Origin of the sequence: Rhizobium sp. UGM030330-04 (assembly GCF_003208455.1) — a bacterium.
Lineage (GTDB): Bacteria > Pseudomonadota > Alphaproteobacteria > Rhizobiales > Rhizobiaceae > Agrobacterium > Agrobacterium rhizogenes_A.
On the sequence record NZ_QKML01000007.1, the window covers coordinates 276635 to 303244 of the forward strand.

Annotated in this window: 25 protein-coding genes; 21 read left to right on the top strand and 4 right to left on the bottom strand. The window is 58.1% G+C overall.

The window, feature by feature from the left end; all coding sequences use genetic code 11:
* Positions 1–16: 16 nt before the first annotated feature.
* From N434_RS13315 to N434_RS13365, 11 genes are all read left to right on the top strand, one after another.
* Positions 17–499, top strand: coding sequence for a hypothetical protein (locus tag N434_RS13315; RefSeq protein ID WP_146227650.1), 483 nt, complete (start codon positions 17–19; stop codon positions 497–499).
* Positions 500–592: 93 nt separating this feature from the next.
* A complete protein-coding gene (locus tag N434_RS13320) occupies positions 593–2131 on the top strand; it encodes a B12-binding domain-containing radical SAM protein (RefSeq protein WP_110758301.1) in 1539 nt (512 codons plus the stop codon).
* Positions 2132–2290: 159 nt separating this feature from the next.
* Positions 2291–3139: a PA3715 family protein gene (locus N434_RS13325; RefSeq protein ID WP_110758303.1), complete on the top strand. Its 849-nt coding sequence runs from the start codon at positions 2291–2293 to the stop codon at positions 3137–3139.
* 582 nt (positions 3140–3721) lie between these two features.
* Positions 3722–5599: a TRAP transporter large permease gene (locus N434_RS13330; protein ID WP_110758305.1), complete on the top strand. Its 1878-nt coding sequence runs from the start codon at positions 3722–3724 to the stop codon at positions 5597–5599.
* A gap of 67 nt (positions 5600–5666) precedes the next feature.
* Positions 5667–6677 (top strand): TRAP transporter substrate-binding protein, encoded by a 1011-nt coding sequence (locus tag N434_RS13335; protein WP_110758306.1) that lies wholly within the window; start codon positions 5667–5669, stop codon positions 6675–6677.
* A gap of 76 nt (positions 6678–6753) precedes the next feature.
* Positions 6754–7557 carry an SDR family NAD(P)-dependent oxidoreductase gene (locus N434_RS13340; protein WP_181423963.1) on the top strand — a complete coding sequence of 268 codons (804 nt, stop codon included), beginning with the start codon at positions 6754–6756 and terminating at the stop codon, positions 7555–7557.
* 1 nt (position 7558) lies between these two features.
* Complete coding sequence (locus tag N434_RS13345; protein ID WP_110758310.1) at positions 7559–8419, top strand: IclR family transcriptional regulator; 861 nt, start codon at positions 7559–7561, stop codon at positions 8417–8419.
* Positions 8416–9585 carry an acetyl-CoA acetyltransferase gene (locus N434_RS13350; protein ID WP_110758312.1) on the top strand — a complete coding sequence of 390 codons (1170 nt, stop codon included), beginning with the start codon at positions 8416–8418 and terminating at the stop codon, positions 9583–9585. The genes N434_RS13345 and N434_RS13350 overlap by 4 nt, the downstream gene beginning before the upstream one ends.
* Positions 9582–11222: an acyl-CoA synthetase gene (locus tag N434_RS13355; protein ID WP_110758314.1), complete on the top strand. Its 1641-nt coding sequence runs from the start codon at positions 9582–9584 to the stop codon at positions 11220–11222. Before N434_RS13350 ends, N434_RS13355 begins: the two co-directional genes overlap by 4 nt.
* Positions 11223–11253: 31 nt before the next feature.
* Positions 11254–12033 carry an SDR family NAD(P)-dependent oxidoreductase gene (locus N434_RS13360; RefSeq protein ID WP_110758316.1) on the top strand — a complete coding sequence of 260 codons (780 nt, stop codon included), beginning with the start codon at positions 11254–11256 and terminating at the stop codon, positions 12031–12033.
* Positions 12030–12920, top strand: coding sequence for a PPC domain-containing DNA-binding protein (locus N434_RS13365; RefSeq protein ID WP_110758318.1), 891 nt, complete (start codon positions 12030–12032; stop codon positions 12918–12920). Before N434_RS13360 ends, N434_RS13365 begins: the two co-directional genes overlap by 4 nt.
* Positions 12921–12976: 56 nt before the next feature.
* Here the strand turns inward: N434_RS13365 and N434_RS13370 are convergent, their stop codons facing one another.
* Complete coding sequence (locus N434_RS13370) at positions 12977–13384, bottom strand: PPC domain-containing DNA-binding protein (protein WP_181423964.1); 408 nt, start codon at positions 13382–13384, stop codon at positions 12977–12979.
* Positions 13371–13937 (bottom strand): PPC domain-containing DNA-binding protein, encoded by a 567-nt coding sequence (locus tag N434_RS13375; protein WP_065117221.1) that lies wholly within the window; start codon positions 13935–13937, stop codon positions 13371–13373. Before N434_RS13375 ends, N434_RS13370 begins: the two co-directional genes overlap by 14 nt.
* 161 nt (positions 13938–14098) lie before the next feature.
* On the opposite strand from N434_RS13375, the gene N434_RS13380 reads away from it, so the two are divergent.
* Positions 14099–14584, top strand: a complete 486-nt coding sequence (locus N434_RS13380) for an Lrp/AsnC family transcriptional regulator (RefSeq protein ID WP_110758319.1) — start codon at positions 14099–14101, stop codon at positions 14582–14584.
* Positions 14585–14604: 20 nt separating this feature from the next.
* Here N434_RS13380 and N434_RS13385 read toward each other — a convergent pair whose 3' ends face one another.
* Positions 14605–14802 carry a hypothetical protein gene (locus N434_RS13385; RefSeq protein WP_110758321.1) on the bottom strand — a complete coding sequence of 66 codons (198 nt, stop codon included), beginning with the start codon at positions 14800–14802 and terminating at the stop codon, positions 14605–14607.
* A 185-nt stretch (positions 14803–14987) separates the two neighbouring features.
* On the opposite strand from N434_RS13385, the gene N434_RS13390 reads away from it, so the two are divergent.
* Positions 14988–16157, top strand: a complete 1170-nt coding sequence (locus tag N434_RS13390; protein WP_110758323.1) for an MFS transporter — start codon at positions 14988–14990, stop codon at positions 16155–16157.
* On the opposite strand, the gene N434_RS25970 is transcribed toward N434_RS13390, so the two are convergent.
* Positions 16154–16477: a hypothetical protein gene (locus N434_RS25970; RefSeq protein WP_110758324.1), complete on the bottom strand. Its 324-nt coding sequence runs from the start codon at positions 16475–16477 to the stop codon at positions 16154–16156. The two genes, N434_RS13390 and N434_RS25970, sit on opposite strands and share 4 nt — an antisense overlap.
* 2 nt (positions 16478–16479) lie before the next feature.
* On the opposite strand from N434_RS25970, the gene N434_RS13400 reads away from it, so the two are divergent.
* From N434_RS13400 to N434_RS13435, 8 genes are all read left to right on the top strand, one after another.
* Entirely contained in the window at positions 16480–17748 is a 1269-nt protein-coding gene (locus N434_RS13400) for a sugar ABC transporter substrate-binding protein (RefSeq protein ID WP_110758326.1), read from the top strand.
* Between the two features lie 13 nt (positions 17749–17761).
* Positions 17762–18850: a carbohydrate ABC transporter permease gene (locus N434_RS13405; RefSeq protein ID WP_110758327.1), complete on the top strand. Its 1089-nt coding sequence runs from the start codon at positions 17762–17764 to the stop codon at positions 18848–18850.
* Entirely contained in the window at positions 18850–19728 is an 879-nt protein-coding gene (locus tag N434_RS13410) for a carbohydrate ABC transporter permease (protein WP_286172242.1), read from the top strand. Before N434_RS13405 ends, N434_RS13410 begins: the two co-directional genes overlap by 1 nt.
* A gap of 311 nt (positions 19729–20039) precedes the next feature.
* Positions 20040–21635 carry a peptide ABC transporter substrate-binding protein gene (locus N434_RS13415; protein ID WP_110758330.1) on the top strand — a complete coding sequence of 532 codons (1596 nt, stop codon included), beginning with the start codon at positions 20040–20042 and terminating at the stop codon, positions 21633–21635.
* 54 nt (positions 21636–21689) lie between these two features.
* Complete coding sequence (oppB, locus tag N434_RS13420; protein ID WP_065117214.1) at positions 21690–22613, top strand: oligopeptide ABC transporter permease OppB; 924 nt, start codon at positions 21690–21692, stop codon at positions 22611–22613.
* Complete coding sequence (locus N434_RS13425; RefSeq protein WP_110758331.1) at positions 22606–23736, top strand: ABC transporter permease; 1131 nt, start codon at positions 22606–22608, stop codon at positions 23734–23736. Before oppB ends, N434_RS13425 begins: the two co-directional genes overlap by 8 nt.
* A gap of 1 nt (position 23737) precedes the next feature.
* Entirely contained in the window at positions 23738–25351 is a 1614-nt protein-coding gene (locus N434_RS13430) for an ABC transporter ATP-binding protein (RefSeq protein ID WP_065117212.1), read from the top strand.
* A 157-nt stretch (positions 25352–25508) separates the two neighbouring features.
* A partial coding sequence (locus tag N434_RS13435; RefSeq protein WP_146227652.1) for a tetratricopeptide repeat protein occupies positions 25509–26610 on the top strand: 1102 nt, incomplete at its 3' end.

The following is a 26610-nucleotide window of genomic DNA, read 5'->3' on the forward strand; positions in this document are numbered from 1 at the left end:
GGAGAAAACGCACATCATGCCAGCAAAACCTGACGATGGTAAACAATCACCAACAGCACCGCGCGGCCATGCCGGAGAGCTATTTCTGCTGGCCGTGGTGATAGCCTTCATTTCTGCATTCATGCTGGCGATGCTTCTCCATCTCTTCGATCCGGATGCCTTCGGGTCGTGTTTCGAGGGAGGGTGCGGTTATGCCGCGATGTTCGGTTTCGTCCCCGTTGCTACCTTCGCTCTTGCTCCGGTCTGGTGGTTCTGCTTGCGCCGTGCCGGCCCTCTCAGTCGTCTCATATTGTGGTTCCTGCTGTTGTTGGTGGCCGGGCATTTCATTTTGGCACCACTCATCAGCTTACCGGGCTTGGCAGGGCTATTGTGGATGATGGTGCGGCTGTGGCGTGAGAACAACAAACAGGGTCAACCGATCAACGATCTGTTCGTAAAACCTGCGGCGAAACGAGTGTCATCGGTTTCCCAGGAAGCAAGGGCAGGGAAAGCGACATGAAAACAGGTATATCCTCCGCCAGTCTCATACGCCCGGCAGGTTCAAACCACGCAGGCCAATGCCGCGCTACCCATTGAAACAAGGACGGACCTGATGCGCATCCTGCTGATCAATCCTCCCTACATCTCACTGTCGTCGAAAGGTACCGGGCACCAGATTCCTTTTGGGCTCCTGTGTATTGGCGGCCCGCTCATTGATGCAGGTCATGTGGTGAACCTTCTCGACGCAGAACGTCATCACCTGTCTCAACAGGATATTGAACGGGCAATACGCGCTTTCGCACCCGATATGGTCATGACCGGTCACGCAGGCTCGACGCCGGCGCATCGAGCCTGCGTGGAAACACTGGCCACCTCAAAACGCATCTCCCCTCAGGCCGTAACGGTTTACGGAGGCGTTTACCCTACCTATCACGCTGCCGATATTCTTCAGTCCGCGGCAGATGTCGACATCATCATCCGCGGTGAAGGCGAAACAGCAGTGACTGATCTTGCAGCGGCCATTGCGCAGGGCAATCCGCTCATCCGGGTGAACGGCATCACCTGGCGTCAGCAGGATGGTTCCATTCGTGAAAATCCGTCTGCGGCGCTGATCACCAAACTGGACGAACAGCGCATTGGCTGGGAACTCATCGAAAATTGGGACGACTATCAGTGTTTCGGGCGAGGCCGGGCTGCCATCATCCAGTTTTCCCGCGGCTGTCCGCATGTGTGCAGCTATTGCGGCCAGTATCAGTTTTGGAGCAAATGGCGTTACCGTTCTCCCGGAGCCGTTGCCGCTGAAATCGGCTGGCTTCACCGCCAGCACGGCATCGGTTTCGTAACCCTGGCCGACGAGAACCCTACGTCTTCTAAACGGTTGTGGCGGGAATTTCTCGAAGCACTTATCGAACAAAACGTGCCAGTCCGCCTGTTTGCGACGATTCGGGCCACCGATATCGTACGCGACGCAGATCTTTTGCCGCTCATGCGACGTGCGGGCATGGCCTGCATCCTCATGGGAATCGAGACAACGGATCCCGCAACGCTTGAGGCAATCCGCAAGGGCTCCACGACGAAGGACGACCAGCAGGCCGTAAAGCTTCTGCGTCAACACGGCATCCTGTCCATGCTTGGCCACATCGTTGGTTTCGAAGAGGAACGTCTCGCCGATTACGGCCGCGCCATCCGCCAGATCGCGCTCTACGATCCAGATCTCGTCAATGCCATGTATGTCACACCACACAGGTGGTCGGACTGGGCGGCGGAGAACAACGAGCGTGGTGTCGTTCAAACCGATCCCGCCAAGTGGGACTACCGGCATCAGCTTCTTGCCTCAAGGTATCTCTCCACACGTTCCGTCTTTTGGCTGGTCAAGCTGATGGAAGTGGCGGTTCACCTGCGCCCGGGAACATTGTTGCGTATCCTTGCACATCCCGACAAGGACATCAGAGCCGATCTTCGCTGGTGTTTCCGTAACAGTTTCCGTGTCTGGCGGGCCGAGATCGTTGAATTTCTGCAAAGCCCGCCGCATGCTCATCCACAGATGCCCCTCGGTGAATGGTTGCGCAGGGACAGCAAAAAAGCACGTCTTCCGACGGATGCAGAACAGGCATCCAGCCCCACAGGGGTTGGCCGAACGGCGGTGTTGTAGCTTTGCAATGAGATCACGCAGGGAGTGCTTCGGGTATGCGTCAGCCTATTCGGCGGGCCGTTCCCAGTCCGGATTTTCCATGCCAGAGAACATTCGCAGGATTGCCTTGTCGCCGACGTCTTCATCCAAGACAGGGTATGAACGGGAAGGAAAGCGCCGATGAGGAAAGCTCATCTAACAAAGTGGATATTTTCCGGGCTCCTGGTCTTCAGCACCGTGTTTTTCAGCGCCGACATATCGGCTGCGGCAGAGAACGAATGCGGCACCCACGGCGAGGATATTATCCACCAAGCCTATCCAGCTGCTCAGAAGACCACCGAGTTGGAATTCAATATTGGCAACGCGACACTGAGGTTGGCCGCCGATACCTTCATCGGCAGTGATCCGCACGTCATCGTGTGCCGGCTCTGGCCCGCCAATCCGGACCTCATGCTGGTTGCCGTACCCTTGATGACGAAGCTTTCAGACTACGAAAACGAGGGAGACCTGGACATACTCGTCGTTGAAAACAAGTCACTCCAGCTCAGGCAAAGGCTGCGAGTGAAAGGGATAATGAACGATGACGCGATCAGAATCCGCGGCATGACCTTCGATACCGCCCGCTACCAGCTGGCACCCGGCAAAACAGCCTTCGGCATACGGATCGAGACCGAAGGCTCTTCCAGAGCCAACCCTTTCGGCGACACCACATTACGGCTCTACACGATCGACGGCGAACACCTGCGCTCCGTTCTCGACAATATCGTCGTTCGGGAAAATGTGGGAGAGTGGGATACCACTTGTGCAGGAAATTTCCAGATAACGACGCGCATACTGACCATGGCCAGACGAACCCACGGGGGAGCCGCCGATATTGTCGTGACGGAAACCGAAGCACCCAGCATTTTCAAGGTCATGCCGGATGGGCAATGCGAGAGCTTCGACGAAAAGAAGCAGATCAGGAAAATCCAGGTGACATATGACGGCAAAGTCTACGTGGTTCCTCGCGGTCTGAAACGGGAATACTGACCTTCACCAGAACAGTTCCGAACTTGCCGCCTGACACCCGACCATATGTCGACTCGGGTAAGAAAGCAGGCGGCACGGCCATTCCGGTACACTCGACGGACACTCGCCATAATTGCCACTCACCCATTAGCCAATAGACCAGCAGGCTAGTCAGAGGACACCTCCCTCTTGCGACAGCTGTCGGATCATTCTGCAAGCCAGCAATAAAAGCGGGTGAACCATTCTGGAAGCACGCGGACCCAGACCGCGGCAGGCACTTGCGAATGTATCCTTTGTCGCATCGCCTTTACCGATGGACGCACAGCAATATTAAGTATGATCCACTATATGGACCTTATAGGCACGCGAATAAACTACACAAATCCGCCTATTTACTGTTGATTTCGTCAAATTTCCTGTGTATCCCGAATACATGGTTTTGTAACGGTCCATATTGTGGAGGCAATATACCGATACGTTCAGACTTTCGGAGGGGTCTGACCAGCCTGGCAACAACAGATAGTGTCGCGGTTGCGGCATGGACGGCCTGTTTTGCTGGCTACCATCCATTGCGAAGGTTGTTCTGCGGGAGAGGAGGCCCCAATGACCATGACCGCAAGCACAGATGACGACGTATTTGTACTCGATGGCGAGTTATTGCACACGGAGCCGGTGACGGGCTCGTGGTTCATGCGACCGATTGAGGCCGTCGCAGCCGTGCTGTTGGCCGTGATGATTGGCCTGCTTCTGCTGGGTGTGACATCGCGCTATGCCTTACATCTGCCCATCGTCTGGATCGATGAAATGGCGTCGTTGTGCTTTCTGTGGTTTGCCATGCTGGGCGCGGCAATTGCCATTGATCGCAGCGAGCACCTGCGTCTGACGCTATTTCTCAACATGTTTCCGCAGCGTTTTCTGGGCTACATCAATTCACTTGCCCTGGTGCTGGTGGCGACATTTCTGGCGGCGATCATTAAGCCCGCTATCGAATATGCCATCGAGGAGTGGGTGGTCACCTCGGCCGCGCTCAATATTCCCATGACCTTCCGCGCTGCGGCTCTGCCATTTGGCGCGTGTCTTATGCTGCTGCTGGTCTTCAACAATCTCTTCCGCAGGGAGAAATTGCGCGACATCATCGTGGCCGTTGTCACTGTCGCGGTCGCTTCCGGCCTGCTCTATCTGGCATCGCCGGTGCTCGAAACCTTCGGCAATTTCAATTTGGCGATCTTCCTCGGCCTGTTCGTGGCCGTGTTTCTGGTGCTGGGCGTGCCGATCGCCTTCTGCTTCGGTCTTGGAACCCTCGCCTACCTGACCTTCGCCACCTGGGTTCCGACCATCGTGATGATCGGGCGTATGGATGAGGGCATGTCAGGCATCATTCTGCTGTCGGTGCCGGTTTTCGTGCTGCTGGGCTGTGTGCTCGATGCCACCGGCATGGGCAAGGCGATCGTCGAGCTCCTGTCCTCGATGTTCGGCCATATCCGCGCCGGCATGTCCTATGTACTGCTCGGCTCGCTGTTTCTGGTCTCGGGCATTTCCGGCTCCAAGGTCTCGGATATGGCGACCGTCGCACCGGCGCTGTTTCCGGAAATGAAGCGCCGCGGCCACAAGCCCAAGGAAATGATCGCGCTTTTGGCCACCGGTGCGGCCATGGCCGATACGGTTCCGCCATCCATCGTGCTGATCGTTCTCGGTTCTGCGGCGGGCGTATCGATTGCCGGTCTGTTCACCTCCGGTTTCATGATTGCCATGGTGCTGCTTCTGGTGCTGGCCGTTTTGGCCCGCTGGAAGGCGCGGCATGAGAACATGGAAGGCGCAAGGCGCACCCCATGGCCGCTGGTGGGCAAGGCAGCCCTGATTGCCGCCCCGGCGCTGGTTCTGCCTTTCCTCATCCGCAGCCTGGTGGGCGGCGGCGTGGCGACGGCAACCGAAGTGTCCACTATCGCCGTGCTCTATGCCATGATCATCGGCGCGGTGCTTTATGGCGGCATCAGCCTCAAGAAGCTCTATTCCATGCTGGTGGAGACGGCGGCCCTTTCCGGCGCCATCCTGCTGATCCTCGGCTGCGCTTCAGCCATGGCCTGGGGGCTGACCCAGAGCGGCTTTGCCTTCCAGCTCACCGCCATGATCACCGATCTGCCGGGCGGCTGGATAACCTATATGATTGTGTCGATCCTGATCTTCATGATCCTGGGCTGCGTGCTGGAAGGTCTGCCGGCGATCGTTCTGCTCGCACCGATCATGTTCCCCATTGCCCGCACGCTCGGCATCAACGACATCCATTATTCGATGGTCGTGGTGGTCGCCATGAATATCGGCCTGATGGCACCGCCGATCGGCATCGGCTTCTATATCGCCTGCAAGATTGGCAATGTCTCGCCGGATGAAGCCATGGGCGCTATCTGGCCCTATCTCGCGGCCATGGTCATCGGCCTGTTGCTGATTGCCGCCGTTCCGGGCTTTTCGACAATTCTGCTCTGAGACCATGGCGGGGACCTGCCCGCCATGCCGATTAACGATCGCATGCTTTATTTGGGAGGAGAAAGCAATGAATATCAACAGACGTACCATGCTCGCCGGTGCCGGTTCCGCCGTTCTGGCCACCGCCTTCGTGTCACGCGCCCGCGCTGCCCAATACAACTATAAATATGCCAACAACCTGCCCGCCGCGCACCCCATGAATATCCGCGCCAAGGAGGCCGCAGACCGTATCGCCAAGGAAACCGATGGGCAGGTGAATATCAGCATCTTCCCCAGCAGCCAGCTGGGCGCCGATACGGACGTTTTGAGCCAGGTGCGGTCCGGCGGCGTTGAGTTCTTCACGCTCTCGCCGCTGATCCTGTCGACACTAGTGCCGAATGCCTCCATCAGTGGCATTGGCTTCGCCTTTCCGAACTACGATTCCGTGTGGGCCGCCATGGATGGCGACCTCGGTAAATATGTGCGCGGTGAAATCGCCAAGCAGAACCTCGTTGCCATGGATACCATCTGGGATAACGGCTTCCGCCAGATCACCAGCGCGTCCAAGCCCATCGCCACACCGGCCGACCTCGAAAGCTTCAAGATCCGCGTGCCGGTAAGCCCGCTCTGGACATCGATGTTCAAGGCCTTCAAATCGGCACCGGCCTCAATCAATTTCGCCGAAGTCTACACCGCGCTGCAGACCGGCGTGGTCGATGGCCAGGAAAACCCGCTGGCGATCATTTCCACCGCCAAGCTGTTCGAAGTGCAGAAATTCTGCTCGGTCACCAACCACATGTGGGATGGTTTCTGGTTCCTGGCCAACAAGCGCGCCTGGGAGCGCCTGCCGGACGATCTGCGCGCCATCGTTGCCAAAAACCTCAACCAGTCCGGCAAGGATGAACGCGCGGATGTGGCGAAGCTGAATGCCTCGGTGCAGGAAGACCTCATTTCCAAGGGCATGACCTTCAACGACACGGATGCGACGCTCTTCCGCGCCGCGCTGAAAGAGGCAGGCTTCTATTCCGAGTGGAAGGGCAAGTACGGCGATGAGGCCTGGGCCATTCTCGAAAAGGCCGTTGGCGCCAGCTTGACCTGAGCGGTCCGCTGAATAATTGGCCCCGCCCGTAGCGGGGCCAACCCGACTATATCTGACGATTGGAATGGAGACTGTTTTGACAGGTCGCCTGACGGGAAAACGCGCGCTTGTGTTCGGCGCAGGATCATCGGGTCCGGGTTTTGGCAATGGCAAGGCTGCCGCCGTGCAATTTGCCCGCGAAGGCGCGCGCGTGGCATGTGTCGATCTCTCCGCCGACGCCGCCGAAGAGACCGCACAGCTCATTCGCGACGAAGGTTTCGAGACGATTGCGGTTGCAGCAGATGTCACCGAGCTACTGTCCGTATCGGACGCCGTTGCCCGCACCTGTGAAGCCTTTGGCGGCATCGATATTCTGCATAATAATGTCGGCGTGACCCATATGGGCGGCCCGGTCGAGCTGGACGAGGATCGTTTTCGCGCCTCGGTCGATCTCAATATCGGCTCCGTTTATCGCACCACCAAGGCCGTGTTGCCGGTGATGCTGGCGCAGGGCGGCGGGGCCATCGTCAATATTTCCTCACTCGCCTCCATTCGCTGGACCGGCTATCCCTATTTTGCCTATTACGCCATGAAGGCCGCCGTCAATCAGGCGACCGTGGCGCTGGCCATGCAATATGCCCGGCAGGGCATTCGCGCCAATTGCATTCTTCCCGGCATGATCGACACCCCGCTGATCTACAAGCAGATCAGCAGCCAGTATGCGACAGTGGAAGACATGGTGGCGGCGCGCAATGCCGCAGTCCCGGTGGGCCGCATGGGCGATGCCTTCGATATCGCCCGCGCCGCCGCCTTTCTGGCATCCGATGAAGCGAAGTTCATCACCGGCATCTGTTTGCCTGTCGATGGCGGGCAAAGCTGCGCTGTGGGGGCGTTTTCCTGAAATGGCCGCAACAACGATCCCGGCAGAGAACGATCTGACAGGTGCACGGGCGGTGGACCGGGCGCTGGCGCTGCTCTCCATGGTGGGGAGGCACGCGGAACGCGGCGTGGCGCTTTCGGTCATCGTCACCGAAAGCGGGTTGAACAAGCCCACGGCCCGTCGCCTGCTACTGGCGCTGATCCGCGCCGGCCTTGTCGAGCAGGACGAGGAAACCCGGCGATATTATCTCGGCGAGGAAGCCTATGTGCTGGGCAGCCTGTCGTCACGCCGTTTCGGCTTGCTGCAGATGGCGCAGGACGGGCTGACACGCATTTCCCGTCGTACCGAGGATTCGAGCTTCCTCTCCGTGCGCCGCGATACGTTCGCGCTGTGCCTTTACCGCGAGGAAGGCACCTGGCCGGTGCGCACCCATGCGCTTCAGGCCGGTTTTGAACACCCCTTAGGCATCGGCGCTGGATCGCTCGCCATGCTGGCCGCCCTGCCCGATGCCGAGGTGGAAAGCGTCATCGCCGCCAATAGCGGGCTGATTGCTGCGAACTATCCGGGCATCACCCTCGATGGGTTGCGCCGGGATGTCGAGTTGACCCGGACGAATGGCTATTCGCTCAACCCCGGCCTGATCCTGTCGAACTCCTGGGGCATCGGTGTTGCCATCCGCACACCGGATGGCGCGTTGGCGGGGGCGCTCAGCATCGCCGCTGTCGATAGCCGCATGCGGGCGGAGCGTCAGCCGGAGCTCGCCGCCCTGCTGCGCGAGGAAGTGACCCGCATCGAAACACGCATCGCGGAAATGATGGCCAGCCGCGCCCGCACGCGCGGCGATGGTGACACGAAACGGCAAACAAGGAGAACGAGCAAATGAGCAAAGCGCAGATCGTCGGCTGGGCGCATTCGCCTTTCGGCAAATCGGCCCTTGAAAATACCGAACAACTGATGGCTTCGGTCGTAGCGCCAGCCATAGATCATGCCGGCATCGACGTCGGCGACATCGACGGCATCTTCGTCGGCGTGATGAATAACGGCTTCTCGAAGCAGGACTTTCAGGGCGCTTTGGTGGCGATGGGCGATGAGCGGCTTGCCTATACGCCGGCGGTGCGGTTCGAGAATGCCTGCTCGACAGGATCGGCCGCCCTTTACAGCGCCATGGATTTCATCGAGGCAGGGCGAGGGCGCATCGCTCTTGTCGTTGGGGCCGAAAAAATGACGGCGCTGCCGACGGCGGAAGTCAGCGAAATCCTGCTCTCCGCCTGCTACCGGGCGGAGGAAGCCGATATTTCGGGCGGCTTTGCCGGCCAGTTCGGACGCATCGCACAGGCCTATTTCCAGCGTTATGGCGATCGCTCAGAAGAGCTGGCAATGATTGCCGCCAAGAACCATGCCAATGGCGCGGTCAATCCCTATGCCCATATGCGCAAGGATTTCGGCTTCGATTTCTGCAATACGGTATCGGAGAAAAATCCCTATGTCGCAGGCCCCCTGCGCCGTACCGACTGCTCGCTGATCTCCGACGGGGCCGCCGCGATCATTCTAGCCGATGAGGAAACGGCAGCCACACTCAACCGCGCCATCGGCTTCAGGGGCCGCAAGCATGTCAATGACATTCTGGCGCTGAGCCGCCGCGATCCGCTGGCGTTTGAAGGCGCGCGCCGCGCCTGGGCTGGCTCGCTGGAACTCGCCGGCGCAACGCTCGACGATCTCTCCTTCGTCGAAACACACGACTGCTTCACCATTGCCGAACTCATTGAATATGAGGCCATGGGGCTGGCGAAGCCCGGTGAAGGGCACCGGGTGGTGCAGGAGGGCACAACGCTGAAGACTGGGCGCCTGCCGATCAACCCATCCGGAGGCCTGAAGTCGAAGGGCCATCCCGTTGGCGCGACCGGCGTTTCCATGCACGTCATGGCAGCCATGCAATTGATGGGCGAGGCAGGCGACATGCAGATACCCAATGCCTCGCTGGCCGGCGTGTTCAACATGGGGGGCACTGCTGTTGCCAACTACGTCTCGATCATGGAGCGCGTGAAATGACGACGCAAAGTGCCGTGCAGCATCCTGCGGGCGGGGTCGCGCCCTCCACCACGCGGGTGATGAATCTCTCGCACTTCCTGACCCAGGCGGCACGCCGCAATCCTGACCACATCGGCTTCGTCTGGGGCGAAAACACCTGGACCTGGGCTCAAATGGATGCTCGCGTCGATGCCATGGCCCATGCACTGGTCAGTGAATTCGGCGTCAGAAAGGGCGATCGCATTCTGGTGCAGTCTTCCAACAACAACCAGATGTTCGAATCCATGTTCGCCTGCTTCCGGGTGGGTGCGGTGTGGGTGCCAACCAATTACCGCCAGTCATCAGATGAAGTGGCTTACCTGGCCAAAGCCAGCGGCGCGCGCGGCATGATCTGCGCCGGCGCGTTTCCCGATCATGCCAAGGCAAGCCGTGAAGCAACCGCAATCGAATTCACCATTGCCATCGGCCGGGCCGATTTCGGTGAGGATTACGATGCCATCGTGGCCCGACATCTGGGCCGGAAGGTCAAAAGCGAAGCTGTGAACCGAGACGACCCCTGCTGGTTCTTCTTCACCTCAGGCACCACCGGCCGCCCCAAGGCGGCGGTGCTGACCCATGGTCAGATGGCCTTCGTCATCACCAATCATCTGTGCGATCTGATGCCGGGAACGGGAGCGAACGATGCCTCGATCGTTGTCGCGCCGCTTTCGCATGGTGCCGGCATTCACCAGCTGGTACAGGTTGCCCACGGGTCAAAAACGGTGCTTCCGGCTGCGGAAAAGCTCGATGTGCCGGCCGTATGGGCACTGATCGAGAAATGGCGTGTCACCAACGCCTTCACCGTGCCGACCATTCTGAAAATGCTGATCGAAGACCCGGCCGTGGACCGCTTCGATCATTCCTCCCTGCGCTACGTCATCTATGCTGGCGCGCCGATGTATCGCACCGATCAAAAACGGGCATTGGCAAAACTCGGTCCAGTGCTGGTGCAATATTTCGGCCTCGGTGAGGTCACCGGAAATATCACCGTGCTGCCTCCTTCTTTCCACAGCGCCGAAGATGGCCCGGACGCGCGGCTCGGCACCTGCGGTTTTGATCGTACCGGCATGGAGGTGCAGATTCAGAACGATGCGGGCGAGGAACTCGCAGCCGGTGAAACCGGCGAGATATGCGTCATCGGCCCCGCCGTTTTTGCCGGCTATTACGATAACCCCGAGGCCAATGCCAAGGCCTTCCGCAACGGCTGGTTCCGCACCGGCGATCTCGGTCATCGCGATGAGAACGGCTTCGTTTACATCACCGGCCGTGCCTCCGACATGTATATTTCCGGCGGCTCGAACATCTACCCGCGTGAGATCGAGGAAAAAATCCTCATGCATCCGGATATCAGCGAGACCGCGGTTTTGGGTGTGCCGGATGCGGTGTGGGGCGAGGTTGGCGTGGCGGTTTGTGTGGCGCGCGAGGGCGCGGATATCGCCGGCATCGACCTCAAGGCCTATCTGGAGGGCAAGATGGCCCGCTACAAGCTGCCGAAAACCGTGGTGTTCTGGGATGCCATGCCGAAATCCGCCTATGGCAAGATCACCAAGAAAATGATCCGCGAGGAGCTGGAAAAACGTGGCCAGATGCCGGTTTTCGAAGAAAACCGGACAGGTTGACGCATACGACATCCAACCGGGAGGAGAGGCTATGACACAGCAGACGATAGGGACAAAAGGCGCGGTCGCAATCACCGGCGGTGCATCCGGCATCGGTTTTTCCACGGCGCAGCTTTTGATGGCGCGCGGCTGGCAGCCATGGCTGCTGGATCTCAAGCGCGAAGCGCTGGATGCGGCCTGCGAAAAACTCGGCATAGCCCCCTCGCGCGGCATCGTCTGCAACGTGGCGGATGAGGCGTCGATAGAAGAGGCTTTCGCCACCTTCACGGTAGGCGGCGGCGATCACGCGGTTGATCTTGTGGCCGTGGTCAACAGCGCCGGCATCGGTATTGACAAGCTCTCCGTCGACACCAGCGTCGAAGAATTTCGCCGTATCGTTGATGTCAACCTCGTCGGCAGCTTCGCAGTGGCTCGTGCCGCAGCCCGTTATTGGCTGAACCGTGAGATTTCCGGCTCCATCGTCAATATCAGCTCGGTTTCCGGCATGTGTGGCAATCGTGGCCGCAGCGCCTATGGCGCTTCGAAGGGCGGTGTCAATCTTTTGACGATGGTGATGGCAAACGAGCTGGGGCAATCAGGCATTCGCGTCAATGCGATTGCTCCCGGCCCGGTCGACACTCCGCTGACCCAGGCAGTTCATACGGAGAATGTTCGCAGCCAATGGCATAGCCGCGTTCCCATGCATCGCTATGGCAGGACGGATGAGATCGCCTCTGCGGTGGCTTTCCTCGTGTCAGATGACGCGAGCTACATCAACGGACAGGTGCTTGCCGTGGATGGCGGCTTCATTACCGCAGGGCTCGCGGTATGACGGAGACAGGTACGCAGGAGCTTCCCCGCCGCATCGTCCATCCCGGACCGATAACGCCCGAACGCTTTCGCGCCGTCGGCTGCCATGCCCATCCCGTCACGCTGACGGCCAGATCCGGCGTCTGCGTCAACGAGGCAATTGCCGATGCCTTTGCGGCGCGGGGTTTCGAGGGTGGTTACATCAGGTTGAAAAACGTGCCGATGAAACGACTGGATTATGTCATGCCCGCCGCCGCGCCCGATGATGCCCATGCCGCCTGGTATAGCGAAACCTTTTCCATGCCAGGCGGCACCATCATCGATGCCGGCCTGCATATGGGACGCCGTGACGGTAAGCCCTTTCTGCACTGCCATGGCTCATGGAAAAATGCCGACGGCGTTGTCTCCATGGGGCATCTGCTGCCTTTCGAGGCCGAGTTTGCTGCAGAGACGCCGCTTGAGGCGTTGGCGCTGGATGGCGCAATCCTCGATGTGCGAAGGGATGAGGAAACCAATTTCCCCCTCTTCACCCCTATCGCGCAACCACGCAACCGCAAGGATGCGGGCCTGCGGGCGCTGTTATGCACCGTGCGGCCCAATACCGATATCTGCACGGCCCTTGAAGCCGCCTGCCAGCAATTCGGCCTGCAACAAGCCGAGGTCAATGGTATCGGCAGTCTGATCGGCGTGGATTACGAGGACGGAACGTCGCTGACGGCCTATGCGAGCGAAACCCTCATCCGCAATGGCCGTATCGATCCCGTTATGGGCGACCAACAGGCGACGCTGGATATCGCAATGGTCGATCTCACCACCCACATCAGCGGCGGACGATTGGTACGCGGCAAAAACCCGGTTTGCGTCACTTTCGAATTACTTCTGAGCGAAAGACAAGGGGCAGCCGCATGAGTTGCGCCGGGGCGGCTCGCAACACCGCGCAACTCAACGGCCGATCATGTCGCAACTCACGCCGCCTGGGGCGTCTCCGAGGGCAACCATTCTTCCAGCGTCACCTCAAAGGTCATACACACGGGATTGGCGCCCGCGATGAACGGACCGCCGTAAACCGCACCCTCGGTATCGGCGACAACGCCGGTCAACGCGGCCCGCAGCGAACCGTCGGGCTGGGCGCGTACTTCACCGGCAATCGAGACGATTTCCACCGCCGGACCGCGAATTTGTACGAACTCGCTGCTGCGGGTGCCAAGGCAGGCATCGACGAGACTACCAAGCGCACCGCGCACGAAGGCATTGCGGAACCCTTCCGCGAGGCACAGCTTCTCGACGCCCAGCACGAGGTCTTCATTGGGCGCGATGCGGGCATAGGCCACACGGCCCATGGAGCCGGATTCGACATGATCATGCGTGTTCATCGGCGCGCTCCGTGCGGTTCTTCGGTTGAAGAAGAGGAATATTGGTTTCGGGATCGAAGGATTGCTGCAGCACGAAACTGTCGAGCGAGGTCACAAGTGCGGAAATACCGCCCTCTCCGACAATACAGGATTCCGTCAGCAAATGGCCGCCCCTGACCACACCGGCCCCGGTGCGCATGGCCGCATGGCAGTGAACGATCGGCTCATCCTTCATGCTGCGCCCCAATGTGGCGTTGCCGAAAACCAGCCAGGCTGCACCGGCATCGATGGGTTTCGTATAGGCAATGACCGCCCTGCCGGAAGGATCGGGCGGGGCCACGCAATAGGACAATATGTCGAAATAACCACCGAGAATGGTGAGCGAGGCATTTTCGATGCCGTTTTCGAAAAGCGGCTGCACGATGCCGTCGAAAAGGCTGCGCCCCGGCGCAATGGACAACCGCACATGACGCGCAGACGGCGAGCGCAGGCTATTGATGCGCACCGGCGAGGAAATGCCGGGATGGATCAGCGTTCTCGGCCTTGGAAAATGCTGTTGCTGTACTGGTGCCATGCCTGCTCCTCCCTGCTGCCTGTACCTTGCAGTACGGTACTCAAAGCCCGACCGAAGGTGCTTTCGAATGACGCCGCCAAACGGCGTGCCGGAAAACACTTCTTTCGCCAGCAGCCTCATGGGCGGCAGATTTTTTTGCAGCATGTTTCGGGGAGATCGGCATGACGAAGCCGTTGGACAGAATTGACCGCAAAATATTGCGGGCCCTGCTGGAGAACGGCAGGCTGAGCAATACGGAGCTGTCAGAAAAGGTGGGGTTGTCACCCAGCCCTTGCTGGCAGCGCACCAAGCGGATGGAAGACGAGGGGGTCATTCGCGGTTACACGGCCATTATCGATCAGGCCCACCTCGGACTAACCGAGACGGTAATTATCGAAGTGATGCTGGAGCGCCACGACGATGAGGTTCTGGAACGTTTCGGCGCAGCCATGGCGGCACTTCCGGAGGTGCTGGAAGCCTATCTGACCACCGGCGAATATGATTATCTCATCAAGGTGGCGGTGGCAGGAACGAAAGGTTACGAGCAGTTTCTGCGCCGCAAGCTCTACAAAATCGAGGGCGTACGTCATTCCCGTTCCTGTTTCGCACTTAAATGCCTCAAGCACACACTGTCAGTTGTGCCCGACGTCGAACCTCCAGCTGGTTGATTGCCTGCCCACCTTGATCCTCAATCTTCTGCAATGTGGAGGGGGCGGCACACATACGCTTCAAAAACATCGCCGCGGCCGCTCCAGCGAATGCCGATGTCGGAGATATCGTTGGTAGCCGCAGAAATTCGCTCCTCCGAATAGTTCCGGGCAACGGCCGCATCAGAAAAACCTGTGTAGAGAGCAGAAATGCGCCAATGGCCGCCATATCTGTCCATTTTCCGGGAGTGCTGCCCACCATTTTAATGGGCGGTTTCACTGGCTGGTGGTTCGCGCTCCCAAGACTCCAGAGAAGACAAGGCCTCAATGTCGGCTGGCGCAGCGCGGAAAGATCAAATAATTGAATAACAGGGATCAATGCAGCATAATTGGTCGCATGGCACGCTTCTGATACCAAAGAACGATGTCTACGGCCCCGAAAACGTCACTGCTGTTCGTTCTCATTGCCAGCGGAACCGTTCTTGGTATCGCCGGGACCGATCTGGTGCTTCCAGCCATTCCAAGCTTGCCGCTTCAGCTTGGTGGAACTGTTGAGATTGCCCAGCTCGTCCTTGCGGCCTATGTTTTCGGCACACTGGTTGGCCTTTTGATCTTTGGTGAGCTTGGCGCGCGCTTTGATTCATGCATGCTGCTGGTCGCGTCACTTGCCCTGTTTGGGGTTGCGTCCCTGGCCGCCGCGGCATCACCTTCCATCGAATGGCTGATTGTGTTGCGGTTTGCCCAAGGCGCATTCGGATCGGCTCCGGCTGTATTCGCTCCCGGCTTCATTCAAGGTCTCTACCCGCAAGACAAGGCAGCTTCGGCCATGGGACGACTCGGTTCCATCGAATCGCTAGCACCCGCACTGGCCCCGATCGCTGGAGCATATCTGCTGGAGATCGGGAGTTGGAAGCTTTCCTTCCTCATCTTGGCGCTGCTCGCAGCACTGGTCGGCGCAGCCATTCTCTGGCAGCAAGCATATTTTCCACGTCCAGCGCAGAAGCTGCAAAGTCATAGCGGCTACCTAGCGATCCTGAAAAATATCGAATTTGTCAGCTATGCCTCAAGTCAGGCACTCTCGCTGGGTGCTCTACTTGTTTTCGTCTTTGGTGCGCCAGCCGTGTTGACCGGCCCTCTGGACAAGGAGATCAGGGACTTTGTGATCCTGCAGATCTTTGGCATCGTGGCATTCATTCTCGCGGCGAATTCCTCTGCATGGCTGGCAATGAAATTCGGTACTTTGAGGACCATCCGCGCGGGCACAACGATCATGCCTGTCGCGTTTCTTGCGATTCTCATCTACGCACTCGCCGAGGGAAAGAACCTTTATGTGCTTGTTCCAATGTGGGTGGTCGTGAATTTCGGGTTCGGCGTCAGAGGCCCGATAGGGTTTCATCGGGCAATAATTGCCGCCCGCGGCGACCCCTCGCGCGCTGCGGCAATCGTTGTCGCCGCAATTTTAAGCGTCGCCACCTTTGGAACCGTCGTTGTCGCCCCATATATTCTGGTCGGTCTCTGGCCGCTGGCGATAGCAAGCGCAATCTTTTCAGCCCTTGCGATGGTCTCACTAACACCCCTGCGAAATTCCAACTAGAATCCAGTTTCGTAGGTGAGCGGGCTCGATCTCCCAAGGCTTATTGCCGTCAAAACTTTGAATAAAATCAAATTCCTGGCTTCCGAATGGCAGCGCACCAGTGAATCGGAAGCAACTGGCACCATAAGCTTGTGGATTGCCTGCAAGGACGAATCAGAGGCGACTGCTGCAACACCGCTTCGGCGGAGCAGCATTGTTTTGGCGAATTCCCGGAAGCTCCTTCCACTTGCGTTCTTGAGAGGATGCAGCGCCAGAATGCAGACTTTTTTGCGGAACAATCTGTAGATGTTGAAGTTACCCTTCATCAGGAGGAGGACCATCTATGATTACCAAAGCCATTTTTGTGGGGGCAGCCGCTGCCTTGTCGACGCTTTTTTCCACTGTGGCACTGGCGCAGACCGACCTGACGATGTGGTATCACGGTGCTGGCAATGTTGAAGAACGCAAGATCCTGGCCGGCATCATCGAGGACTTCAATTCATCCCAGTCGGACTGGCGGGTCTCGCTTCAGGAATTCCCCCAAACCGCATATAATGAATCCGTCACCGCCGCCGCTCTTTCCAACAAGCTGCCTGACATTTTGGACGTCGATGGGCCAAACATGCCGAACTGGGCCTGGTCCGGCTATCTGCAACCGTTGCAGATAGATGAGGCGAAGCTTGCGAATTTCCTGCCCGGCGCCGTGGGCAAGTGGGGAGACAAGCTGTATTCCGTCGGCCTGTGGGACGCAGCCGTAGCGGTCTTCGCCCGCAAATCGGTTCTCGATGAAAACGGTATTCGCATTCCAACACTGGAACAGCCGTGGACCGGTGAAGAGTTCAATGCGGCACTTGAGAAGCTCGCGGCCAGCGGCAAGTTCGAATATGCGATCGACCTTGGAATGGCCGATAAAACCGAATGGTACAGCTATGCCTTCAGCCCGTTTCTGGAGAGCTTCGGCGGCAGCCTGATTGACAAGGAAAACTATCAAACCGCCGAGAACGTTCTCAACGGGGAAAATGCCATCAAATTCGGAGAATGGTGGCAGTCTCTGTTCGAGAAAAAACTTGCGCCCGGAACGTCACAATCGCCTGCCGACCACGAAACCGGCTTTCTGGAAGGTCGCCACGCCTTGCAATGGATGGGCAACTGGGTTGCGGTGAAGGCGCTGGAGAAATACGGCGATGATCTGCTGTTCCTGCCGGCGCCCGATTTCGGGCAGGGACCGAAGATCGGTGCCGGATCCTGGCAGTTTGGTGTATCGGCCACCAGCAAGCATCCGCAAGGCGCGTCCGCCTTCATCGAATTTGCCATACAGGACAAATATCTCGCACAGTTCTCCGATGCGATCGGTCTCATCCCGGCCACCTCATCGGCTGCCCAGATGACGAAGAATTACAAACAAGGCGGTCCGCTCGAGGTTTTCTTCGAACTGTCCAGGCGTCAGGGAACATTGCGTCCGGTCACGCCAGCTTACGCCTTCATCTCGCCGGTCTTTTCCAAGGCTCTTTCCGATATGGCCAACGGCGCGGATGTTGCCGATACGCTGGACAACGCGACAGACGAGATAAACAACAACATAGAGCGCAATTCCGGTTACCAACCCAAATAGGGGCAGGTGGTCGATGGCGTTCTTTTCTTCAAAGGGAAAGCTGACCCGAGACAGCGTCACAGGCTGGCTCATGGCTGCACCGGCGATGGTGCTGATCGGGCTGTTCCTGACCACACCCTTTTTGCTGGGGCTCGGTTTTTCCTTCACCAACCAGCGACTGACGTCTCCCAATCCGACCGAGTTTGTCGGCGTTGAAAATTACACCCAGCTGCTGGGTATCGGCGTGCTGACGCTCGAGCCGGAAAAAGAGGCGGACGGCAGCATCAGCCGGGATGCGGATGGCTCCGTCTCCTATCCGAGAATTCGCAATTTCACCCGCAACAATCCCGACTATCCCCATCTGGAAGGAATGCGGGAATATAAGAGCTTCAGCTGGGGCGAGAACCGGATCGTCATTCTGGCCAGCGATGTCGTATTCCTGACGGCCCTCGTGAACACGCTTTCCTTCGTGGTCGTCGTCGCGCCGGTTCAGGCTGCGCTGGCGCTATTTCTTGCCCTGTTGGTGAACCAGAATATCCCCGGCGTTACGATTTTCCGGGCGATCTACTTCATGCCTGTCGTGCTGTCGGTGGTGGTGGTGGCGCTGCTCTGGCGGTTTATCTATGCGGCCGATAACGGGCTCCTGAACAGCCTCTTGAGTTACATGAGCTTCGGGCTCTTCCAGCCCATTGACTGGCTGGGCAGAACCGATATCGCCTTATGGGCCATTCTGGTGATGTCGGTCTGGCAGGGTGTTGGGTTCCACATGGTCATATGGCTCTCCGGCCTGCAAACCATCTCTCCGGATCTTTACGAGGCAGCCGACATCGAAGGAGCGAGCCGCTGGCAGAGATTCAGCATGATAACCTGGCCGCTGCTGCGCAACACAGCCGTGCTGATTATCATCGTCATCACCATGCAGGCTTTTGCACTTTTCGCGCAGATCGATGTGATGACCAAGGGCGGGCCTCGTGATTCCACTCAAAGCATCGTCTACCAGGCCGTTGAACGAGGATATCGACAGCAGGACATCGCGGCAGGCTCCGCAATCTCGGTCGTCCTGTTCCTGCTTGTTCTGTGCATTTCCTTGACCCAGCGATACATGACAAGGGAGAAGCAATGATGCAGGCCGGACAACGCAAGAGCCTCGCTTTTCTCATCGGCAACTATGTGCTCATGCTCGCCTTCGCGGCGATCTTCATTTTGCCCCTGTTGTTCATGGGCTTCTCGTCGCTAAAACCGAACGACCAGTTGCTGAGTGATGCCACGTCGATACGAGCCTTCCTGCCGGTGGGACATCTCTCGCTTGAAAACTACACGGCAGCTTTCGCCCGGGCGCCGATTGCTACCTTCATATTCAATTCGGTTCTGGTCACGGTCGTTACCGTGTTTCTCGCCCTGCTTTTTGGCTCGCTTGCCGCCTTCGCCTTCACCTTTTTGAACTGGCGCGGGAAGGATGTTTTATTCTCGATCATCCTCGCCACGCTCATCATTCCCTTTGAAACGATTGCCGTACCGCTCCTGCTGGAAGTCAACAATCTGCCATGGATTGGCAGCGGTGGATTTACCTGGGGGTGGCTCAACTCCTGGCATGTGCAGATCATTCCGTGGATTGCAGATGGGCTGACGATTTTCCTCTTCGTGCAATATTTCAAGGATCTGCCGAAGGAATTGCTGGAGGCGGCGCGCATCGACGGGGCCGGCTGGCTGCGGATTTATGCGCAGGTGGTGATGCCGCTCAGCGGCCCGGTCATCGCGACGGCGGCAATCCTCAAGTTTCTCGTCATGTACAGCCAGCAATATCTATGGCCGCTTCTCGTTACCCAGTCCGAAGCCTACCGGCCCGTGATGGTGGGGCTGCAATATTTCTTCCAGCTCAATACGCCCTGGGGTGAAGTGATGGCCTATCTCACCATCATCACCCTGCCGGTGCTGATCTTTTATCTCTGCCTGCAGAGGTTGTTCATCTCCAGTATCGCGGCAAGCGGAATAAAGGGATAGCGCCTGATCATGCATAGGCACGTCACGTCGGTGGAGCAGAATTTTCCTGACGGATTGCGGATGAGAAGATCGGGAAAAGTGCAGAAAATCCGCGTCAAAACCCCTGAGGGCCGACATCTTCGCTGTGGGACAACTTGGCGCAGGACGGGCTTCAGTCAAAGTGTTTTATAAGAAACTGCCGGGTCAAGCACGGACGTGTCAACTTAAGTGAAACTTTTGGTTTCCGCATCAACTCACAATTTATTGTGGTTGCACTTCGGAGCGATTTGGCCTTGTTTGTGGACTTAAAATCTTTACGGGGAGAGAAAACAATGTCGATAAAAACAACAACTCGCGCCGCTCTGCTGGTAGGCTCGCTTCTGCTTGGCGCCAGTTCTGCGCTTGCAGAAACAGTTCTGCACCGCGGCAATTCCGGGGAACCGCAGACACTGGATCAGGCGCAGACCTCGATCAACATCGAAGCATTTATTCTGAAAGACCTTTTTGAAGGTCTCACCATTTACGATTCTGCTGGCAAGATCATTCCCGGTACTGCGGAGAGCTGGACGCTGTCCGACGACGGTACCGTCTACACCTTCAAGCTGCGAGCGGATGCGAAGTGGTCGGACGGCACTCCGGTAACGGCGGGCGATTTTGTCTTCTCCTACCAGCGCGTCGAGGACCCGAAGACCGCAGCGAAATATGCGAATATTCTTTACCCGATCAAGAACGCCGAAAAGATCAACAAGGGCGATGTGCCGGTGGACCAGCTCGGTGTAAAGGCAGTGGATGACAAGACCCTCGAGGTCACGCTCGAGCGCCCGACACCTTTCTTCCTTGAGCTCCTTGCTCACCAGACGGCTCTGCCAATCTCGAAGGCAAGCTACGAAAAGAACGGGACCAACTTCGTAAAGCCGGGCGTCATGGTCTCGAACGGTGCCTACAAGCTTGAATCGCATGTTCCCAATGACAGCTTGACGGTCGTCAAGAACACCAACTTCTGGGACGCACCGAACACCAGGATCGACAAGGTCATCTTCTACCCGATCGACGATCAGGCCGCATCCGTTCGCCGTTTCGAAGCAAAGGAAATGGACCTCGCATACAACTTCTCCGCTGACCAGATCGACCGTCTGCGCAAATCCTATGGCGAGCAGGTTCACGTGTCGCCGACGCTTGCGACCTACTACTATACCTTCGACACCCGCGAAGCGCCGTATAACGATGTCCGTGTCCGCCGAGCGCTGTCCATGGCAGTCGACCGTGACTTCCTTGCCAAGGAAATCTACAGCGGTTCACAGGTTCCGGCCTATTCCATGGTTCCCCCGGGTATGGATTCCTATGGTGAGCCGGCCAAGGCCGATTTCGCCACGCTGTCGCAGCTTGATCGTGAAGATGAAGCCCTCAAACTGATGAAGGAAGCCGGTTACGGTGAGGGCGGCAAGCCGCTTTCCATCGAAATCCGCTACAATACAAACCCGAACCATGAACGCGTCGCGACAGCTATCGCGGACATGTGGAAGAACACCTTCGGCGCGAAGGTGTCACTGGTGAACCTCGATGTCGCCTCGCATTATGGCTACCTCCAGGAAGGCGGCAAATTCAACGTCGCGCGCGCCGGCTGGGTTGCCGACTATGCGGATGCGGAAAACTTCCTTGCGCTTTCGGTTTCCTCCAACAAGACCTTCAACTATTCCAAGTTCAACAACGCGGAATATGATGCGCTGCTGCAGAAGTCCTACGACGAAAAGGACCCGGCCGCACGTTCCAAGCTGCTTCATGCGGCAGAAACCATCCTCATGAAGGAACAACCGGTTGTTCCGCTTCTGACACAGGCCGACCTTTGGCTGGTTTCCAACCGCGTCAAGGGTTGGGAAGACAATGCTGCCAACGAACACCTCAGCCGCTTCCTGAGCGTTTCCGAATAAGCAGCGTTGGCACGGTGGCCAACACCACCGTGCCGTGCCGGAGCCTGAAAAACCATGATCTCCTTTATCCTGCGCCGTTTGGCGAGCGCCGTGCCGACCTTGTTCATCGTCGTCACGATTTCGTTTTTCCTGATGCGTTTCGCACCGGGCGGTCCGTTCAATCTTGAACGCCCCCTGCCGCCGCAGACGATGGAAAACCTGATGAGAACCTATCATCTGGATGAACCATTATGGCGCCAGTATCTCATCTATCTGGGCAACGCCGTCACCGGTGATTTCGGTCCAAGTTACATCTACAAGGACAATACGGTCGCGCAGCTGATCGGCAAAGGTCTGCCCTATTCCCTGGAACTCGGCTGCTACGCTCTCCTGCTGGCGCTGGTGGGCGGGGTTCTCGCCGGCACCCTCGCCGCACTCAGGCAGAACAGCGCCTTCGATTTTTCGATCATGTCCATTTCGACAGTCGGCGTTACCGTGCCGAACTTCGTTGTCGCACCTGTTCTCACACTCATCTTTGCCGTTCTGCTCGGACTTCTGCCGGCCGGCAGCTGGGGCGACGGATCGCTGCGATATCTCATCCTTCCGATGATCGCGCTCGCTTTGCCACAGCTTGCCGTTATCGCGCGTCTGACACGCGGCGCAATGATCGAGGCTTTGCGGATGGATCATATCCGCACCGCCAAGGCTTACGGCCTTCCAGCCCGCAGCGTGGTGGTGTTCCATGCCATGCGCGCGGCGATGCTTCCGGTCGTTTCCTATCTGGCTCCCTGCGCCGCAGCCCTGCTGACGGGTTCGGCGGTCATCGAGACGATCTTCACTATCCCGGGCGTCGGCCGCTATTTCGTTCTCGGCGCCATCAATCGTGACTATACGCTGGTCATGGGAACCGTCGTTCTCGTCGCCATTTTCGTCATTGTGTTCAATCTCGTGGTCGATATTCTCTACGGCCTGCTCGATCCGAGGGTCAGACATGACTGATATCCCCGGGAACAATGCCCATCAGCCATTGGTGAAAAGCCGAAGCCTGTTCCAGCTGGCAGTCCTTCGTTTCAGACGAAACAAGGCCGCCATGGCGGGTTCCTTCATGCTTCTGCTGATCACGCTTTTCTCATTCATCGGCCCGCAGTTCCTCACACACACCTATGATCAGGTGTTCTCGTCCTATGTCTCTGTCCCGCCGAGCCTTGAGCCACGTCCGGATGTAAACAACCTGCAAGGCGTGATGGACGGGGTTGCCAGCCGCGCGCGCGTGGAGCTGAAGGAATTTTCCGTCGAAGGGCAGACCTTCACGGCCACCGTCACCTCCAGCAGCCCGATTGACCCACGCACGACACGTTATTTCGACCGCGCCAACGAATTCGAAAACACGAAGGTCGTTGCCACCGAAGATGAGGGCCGAACGCTGAAGCTGGAAGGCAGCGTCAACCGCGAATACTTCTTCTTCGGCACGGATTCGAACGGCCGCGACATGCTGGCCCGCGTGATGCTGGGTGGCCAAATCTCGATCGCCGTCGGCGTTCTCGCCAGCCTCGTTTCACTCGGGATCGGCGTTCTTTACGGCGCAACGGCGGGATACATCGGGGGGCGTGTCGACAATGTGATGATGCGTTTCGTCGAAATCCTCTATTCGCTGCCCTTTGTCTTTCTGGTGGTCGTTCTGGTGGTCTTTTTCGGCCGCAGCTTCATCCTGATCTTCCTGGTCATCGGTGCCGTGGAATGGCTCGATATGGCGCGTATCGTCCGTGGCCAGACGCTTGCCCTGAAGCGGCGGGAATTTGTGGGCGCCGCACAGGCTTTGGGCCTGAGCGACTGGCAGATCATCCGCCGTCACATCATTCCCAATACGATCGGCCCCGTCGTCGTGTTCGTCACTGTCGTCGTACCCAAAGTCATTCTTCTGGAAAGCTTCCTCTCCTTCCTCGGCCTTGGCGTACAGGCGCCGCTTACGAGCTGGGGGGCGCTGATTTCCGAAGGTGCCAACAATATCCAATCGGCCCCGTGGCTCCTGATATTTCCGGCGATCTTCTTCGTGCTGACCCTGTTTTCGCTCAACTTTGTGGGTGACGGGTTGCGTGACGCACTCGATCCCAAGGATCGCTGACATGAATACGACATCAGAAACCATCCTCACCGTCCGTGATCTCAAGGTCGATTTCACGACACCGGACGGCACGGTGAGTGCCGTCAAGGGCATAAATCTCGACGTCAAACAGGGTGAAACGCTTGCCGTCGTCGGAGAATCCGGTTCCGGCAAGAGCCAGACCATGATGGGCATCATGGGACTGCTTGCATCCAACGGCGCTATCGAGGGCTCGGCGAAATATCGCGGACGCGAGCTGATCGGCCTGCCGGTCAGCGAGCTGAACAATATCCGGGGTGCGAAAATCACCATGATTTTCCAGGAGCCGATGACCTCGCTCGATCCTCTCTACCGGATCGGCGCGCAAATCGCCGAACCGATCGTTCACCACAGGGGTGGCAGCAAGAAGGAAGCGCGTGCACGCGTTCTCGAACTCCTTAAACTTGTTGGGATTCCAGAGCCGGAGCGGCGTATAGACAGCTATCCACATGAACTTTCCGGCGGTCAGCGTCAGCGCGTCATGATCGCCATGGCTCTCGCAAACGAGCCCGATATTCTGATTGCGGATGAGCCGACCACCGCGCTTGACGTGACGATACAGGCGCAGATTCTCGATCTTCTGAAGTCGTTGCAGCAACGCTTCGGCATGGCCATCGTCCTGATCACGCATGATCTCGGCGTTGTCCGCCATTTCGCCAATCGCGTCGCGGTTATGCGCCGCGGGGAGATTGTCGAGGCCGGCACGACGGAAGATATCTTCGATCGCCCGCAGGCTGACTACACCAGAATGCTTCTCGATGCAGAACCCAGCGGGCACAAGCCGACAGTCGGTAAAGAGGCACCTATCGTTCTCTCCGGCCAGAGCGTGACGGTCGATTATAAAATTCCGGGTGGTTTCCTGTCGAAGTCGCACAAGTTTCGGGCTGTCGACGACGTCAATCTCAGCCTTCACCAGGGACAAACCATCGGTATCGTCGGTGAATCCGGATCAGGCAAGTCCACACTCGGGCGCGCGCTTCTGCGTCTTGCACATGCAAATGGCCGTATTTTCTTCGGCAAGACGGAAATCAGTGGTCTTGACCGAAAGGCGATGCGGCCATTGCGGCGGCATTTGCAGCTGGTGTTTCAGGATCCCTATGGTTCGCTTTCGCCAAGACAGACGGTCGGGGAGATAATCACTGAAGGTCTGTTTGTGCATGAACAGCGGCTGAGCCGAGCGGAGCGGGACAAGCGGGCGATCGAAGCGCTGAAGGAAGTGGGCCTCGATCCTGCCGCCCGCAACCGCTATCCCCACGAGTTTTCAGGCGGACAACGTCAGCGTATCGCAATTGCCCGTGCGATCATCCTCAAGCCGGACGTCGTCATTCTCGATGAGCCTACATCTGCGCTGGACCGATCCGTTCAAGGACAGGTTATCGACCTGCTGCGCGATTTGCAGGAGGCGCATGGCCTTTCCTACATCTTCATTAGCCACGACCTTTCCGTCATCAAGGCCATTTCGGACTACGTCATCGTCATGAGAAACGGGAAGATTGTGGAGGAGGGAGAAACGGACGCGATATTCAACAGGCCGGCGGCTGAATATACCAAAACACTCATCAAATCCGCGTTTTCGTCGTTCAATGAAGGGAGCTGATGGCGATGAAATCGCCTCGGCTTGCCGTGACAGGTGACGCAATTTTGATCTAGGGTGTCGGCTCGCCCTCTGCCGGGAACGACCCCTGGGATGCCGGCCGGGGAATATGGTGTCGCCAAAAATGTGAAGTCGGGTTTGCGTTCGGAGAAGCACATTCATGCTGAAAAAGTATCTGACGACGCTTGCAGACCGCTATTTCGAGAAGCGCACGGCCGGTCCGGTCCCGGAGAAACGCTGGCACGGCCTCTATGATGTTCCGCTCGACGATCTGAAACAGCGGGCAATATCCGGCGATGCCGATGCCGCCTTCGTATTGGGTGACATTTACGATCAGGGCTATTGCAATGTCACCCTCGACAGGGTGCAGGCAGTCGAATGGTACGAAATGGCGGCGGCCCTCGGGCATGGCGACGCGATGAACAATATCGCCAGCATGTACCAGCACGGCGACGGCCCTTTCCCGGCCGATCTCCTCAAGGCACGCGATTACTACGAGCAGGGCGTCAAAGCCGGCTGCGGAACGGCCATGGGCAATCTCGGCCATTTTTATACCGACGGCAGAGCCGGGCTGAAGCAAGATCATCGCCGCGCCGTCAAGCTCTTCAGCCAGGGAGCCCACCTCGGCGACAGCGATTCCATGGTCAGCCTCGGCCATCGCTACAGTACCGGCACCGGTATCCGCAAGAGCCCGATCCGGGCGCTTTACTGGTATCGCCGCGCCCTTCAGGCCGGTAATCCCCGCGGCGCCAACAATCTCGGCGTTGCCTATTATTATGGAACGATCGTGAAGGAAGATGCCGAAAAAGGCATTCAGTTGCTCGCCGCCGCGCTCGATGGCGGTTTCGACCGAGCAGCCTACACACTCGGTCTGGCCCACGAGGATGGCAAGGGCACGGAATGTGACCTCGAAGAAGCGCTCTATCTGTTTCGTCGTGCACGAATGGGTGGTCGCGACGATGCGGACGAAGCAATCGAACGGGTGCTGACAAGGATGGGCAGGGAATTTTCCCCGGCCGTCGATCCCGAACAACGGCTGGAAGACCTTCGGATTATGATCCGCAATCCGGAGAAGCGCTTCAGCGTCGAGGCACTGCTTCTGGAGCTGGCCCGTATCTGCGAGGAACTGGTCGAGGATAAGGACAATCCCGCCGCTGACCAACCCCATGTGCTTGGCAGATCGAGCCTGATCCGCGGTTTCGTACTGTGGAAACAGCGCAATCCCGCCTATAAGGAGCCGGTTGAAACGGCACTTGCGATCG

Coding starts and splice junctions, on each gene's coding strand:
- N434_RS13355 (WP_110758314.1), top strand. CDS start 9,582: ATGACGACGCAAAGTGCCGTGCAGCATCCTGCGGGCGGGGTCGCGCCC.
- N434_RS13430 (WP_065117212.1), top strand. CDS start 23,738: ATGAATACGACATCAGAAACCATCCTCACCGTCCGTGATCTCAAGGTC.
- N434_RS13410 (WP_286172242.1), top strand. CDS start 18,850: ATGCAGGCCGGACAACGCAAGAGCCTCGCTTTTCTCATCGGCAACTAT.
- N434_RS25970 (WP_110758324.1), bottom strand. CDS start 16,477: ATGGTCCTCCTCCTGATGAAGGGTAACTTCAACATCTACAGATTGTTC.
- N434_RS13330 (WP_110758305.1), top strand. CDS start 3,722: ATGACCATGACCGCAAGCACAGATGACGACGTATTTGTACTCGATGGC.
- oppB (WP_065117214.1), top strand. CDS start 21,690: ATGATCTCCTTTATCCTGCGCCGTTTGGCGAGCGCCGTGCCGACCTTG.
- N434_RS13320 (WP_110758301.1), top strand. CDS start 593: ATGCGCATCCTGCTGATCAATCCTCCCTACATCTCACTGTCGTCGAAA.
- N434_RS13325 (WP_110758303.1), top strand. CDS start 2,291: ATGAGGAAAGCTCATCTAACAAAGTGGATATTTTCCGGGCTCCTGGTC.
- N434_RS13335 (WP_110758306.1), top strand. CDS start 5,667: ATGAATATCAACAGACGTACCATGCTCGCCGGTGCCGGTTCCGCCGTT.
- N434_RS13400 (WP_110758326.1), top strand. CDS start 16,480: ATGATTACCAAAGCCATTTTTGTGGGGGCAGCCGCTGCCTTGTCGACG.
- N434_RS13415 (WP_110758330.1), top strand. CDS start 20,040: ATGTCGATAAAAACAACAACTCGCGCCGCTCTGCTGGTAGGCTCGCTT.
- N434_RS13425 (WP_110758331.1), top strand. CDS start 22,606: ATGACTGATATCCCCGGGAACAATGCCCATCAGCCATTGGTGAAAAGC.
- N434_RS13390 (WP_110758323.1), top strand. CDS start 14,988: ATGTCTACGGCCCCGAAAACGTCACTGCTGTTCGTTCTCATTGCCAGC.
- N434_RS13365 (WP_110758318.1), top strand. CDS start 12,030: ATGACGGAGACAGGTACGCAGGAGCTTCCCCGCCGCATCGTCCATCCC.
- N434_RS13315 (WP_146227650.1), top strand. CDS start 17: ATGCCAGCAAAACCTGACGATGGTAAACAATCACCAACAGCACCGCGC.
- N434_RS13385 (WP_110758321.1), bottom strand. CDS start 14,802: ATGGACAGATATGGCGGCCATTGGCGCATTTCTGCTCTCTACACAGGT.
- N434_RS13345 (WP_110758310.1), top strand. CDS start 7,559: ATGGCCGCAACAACGATCCCGGCAGAGAACGATCTGACAGGTGCACGG.
- N434_RS13375 (WP_065117221.1), bottom strand. CDS start 13,937: ATGGCACCAGTACAGCAACAGCATTTTCCAAGGCCGAGAACGCTGATC.
- N434_RS13405 (WP_110758327.1), top strand. CDS start 17,762: ATGGCGTTCTTTTCTTCAAAGGGAAAGCTGACCCGAGACAGCGTCACA.
- N434_RS13350 (WP_110758312.1), top strand. CDS start 8,416: ATGAGCAAAGCGCAGATCGTCGGCTGGGCGCATTCGCCTTTCGGCAAA.
- N434_RS13370 (WP_181423964.1), bottom strand. CDS start 13,384: ATGAACACGCATGATCATGTCGAATCCGGCTCCATGGGCCGTGTGGCC.
- N434_RS13360 (WP_110758316.1), top strand. CDS start 11,254: ATGACACAGCAGACGATAGGGACAAAAGGCGCGGTCGCAATCACCGGC.
- N434_RS13380 (WP_110758319.1), top strand. CDS start 14,099: ATGACGAAGCCGTTGGACAGAATTGACCGCAAAATATTGCGGGCCCTG.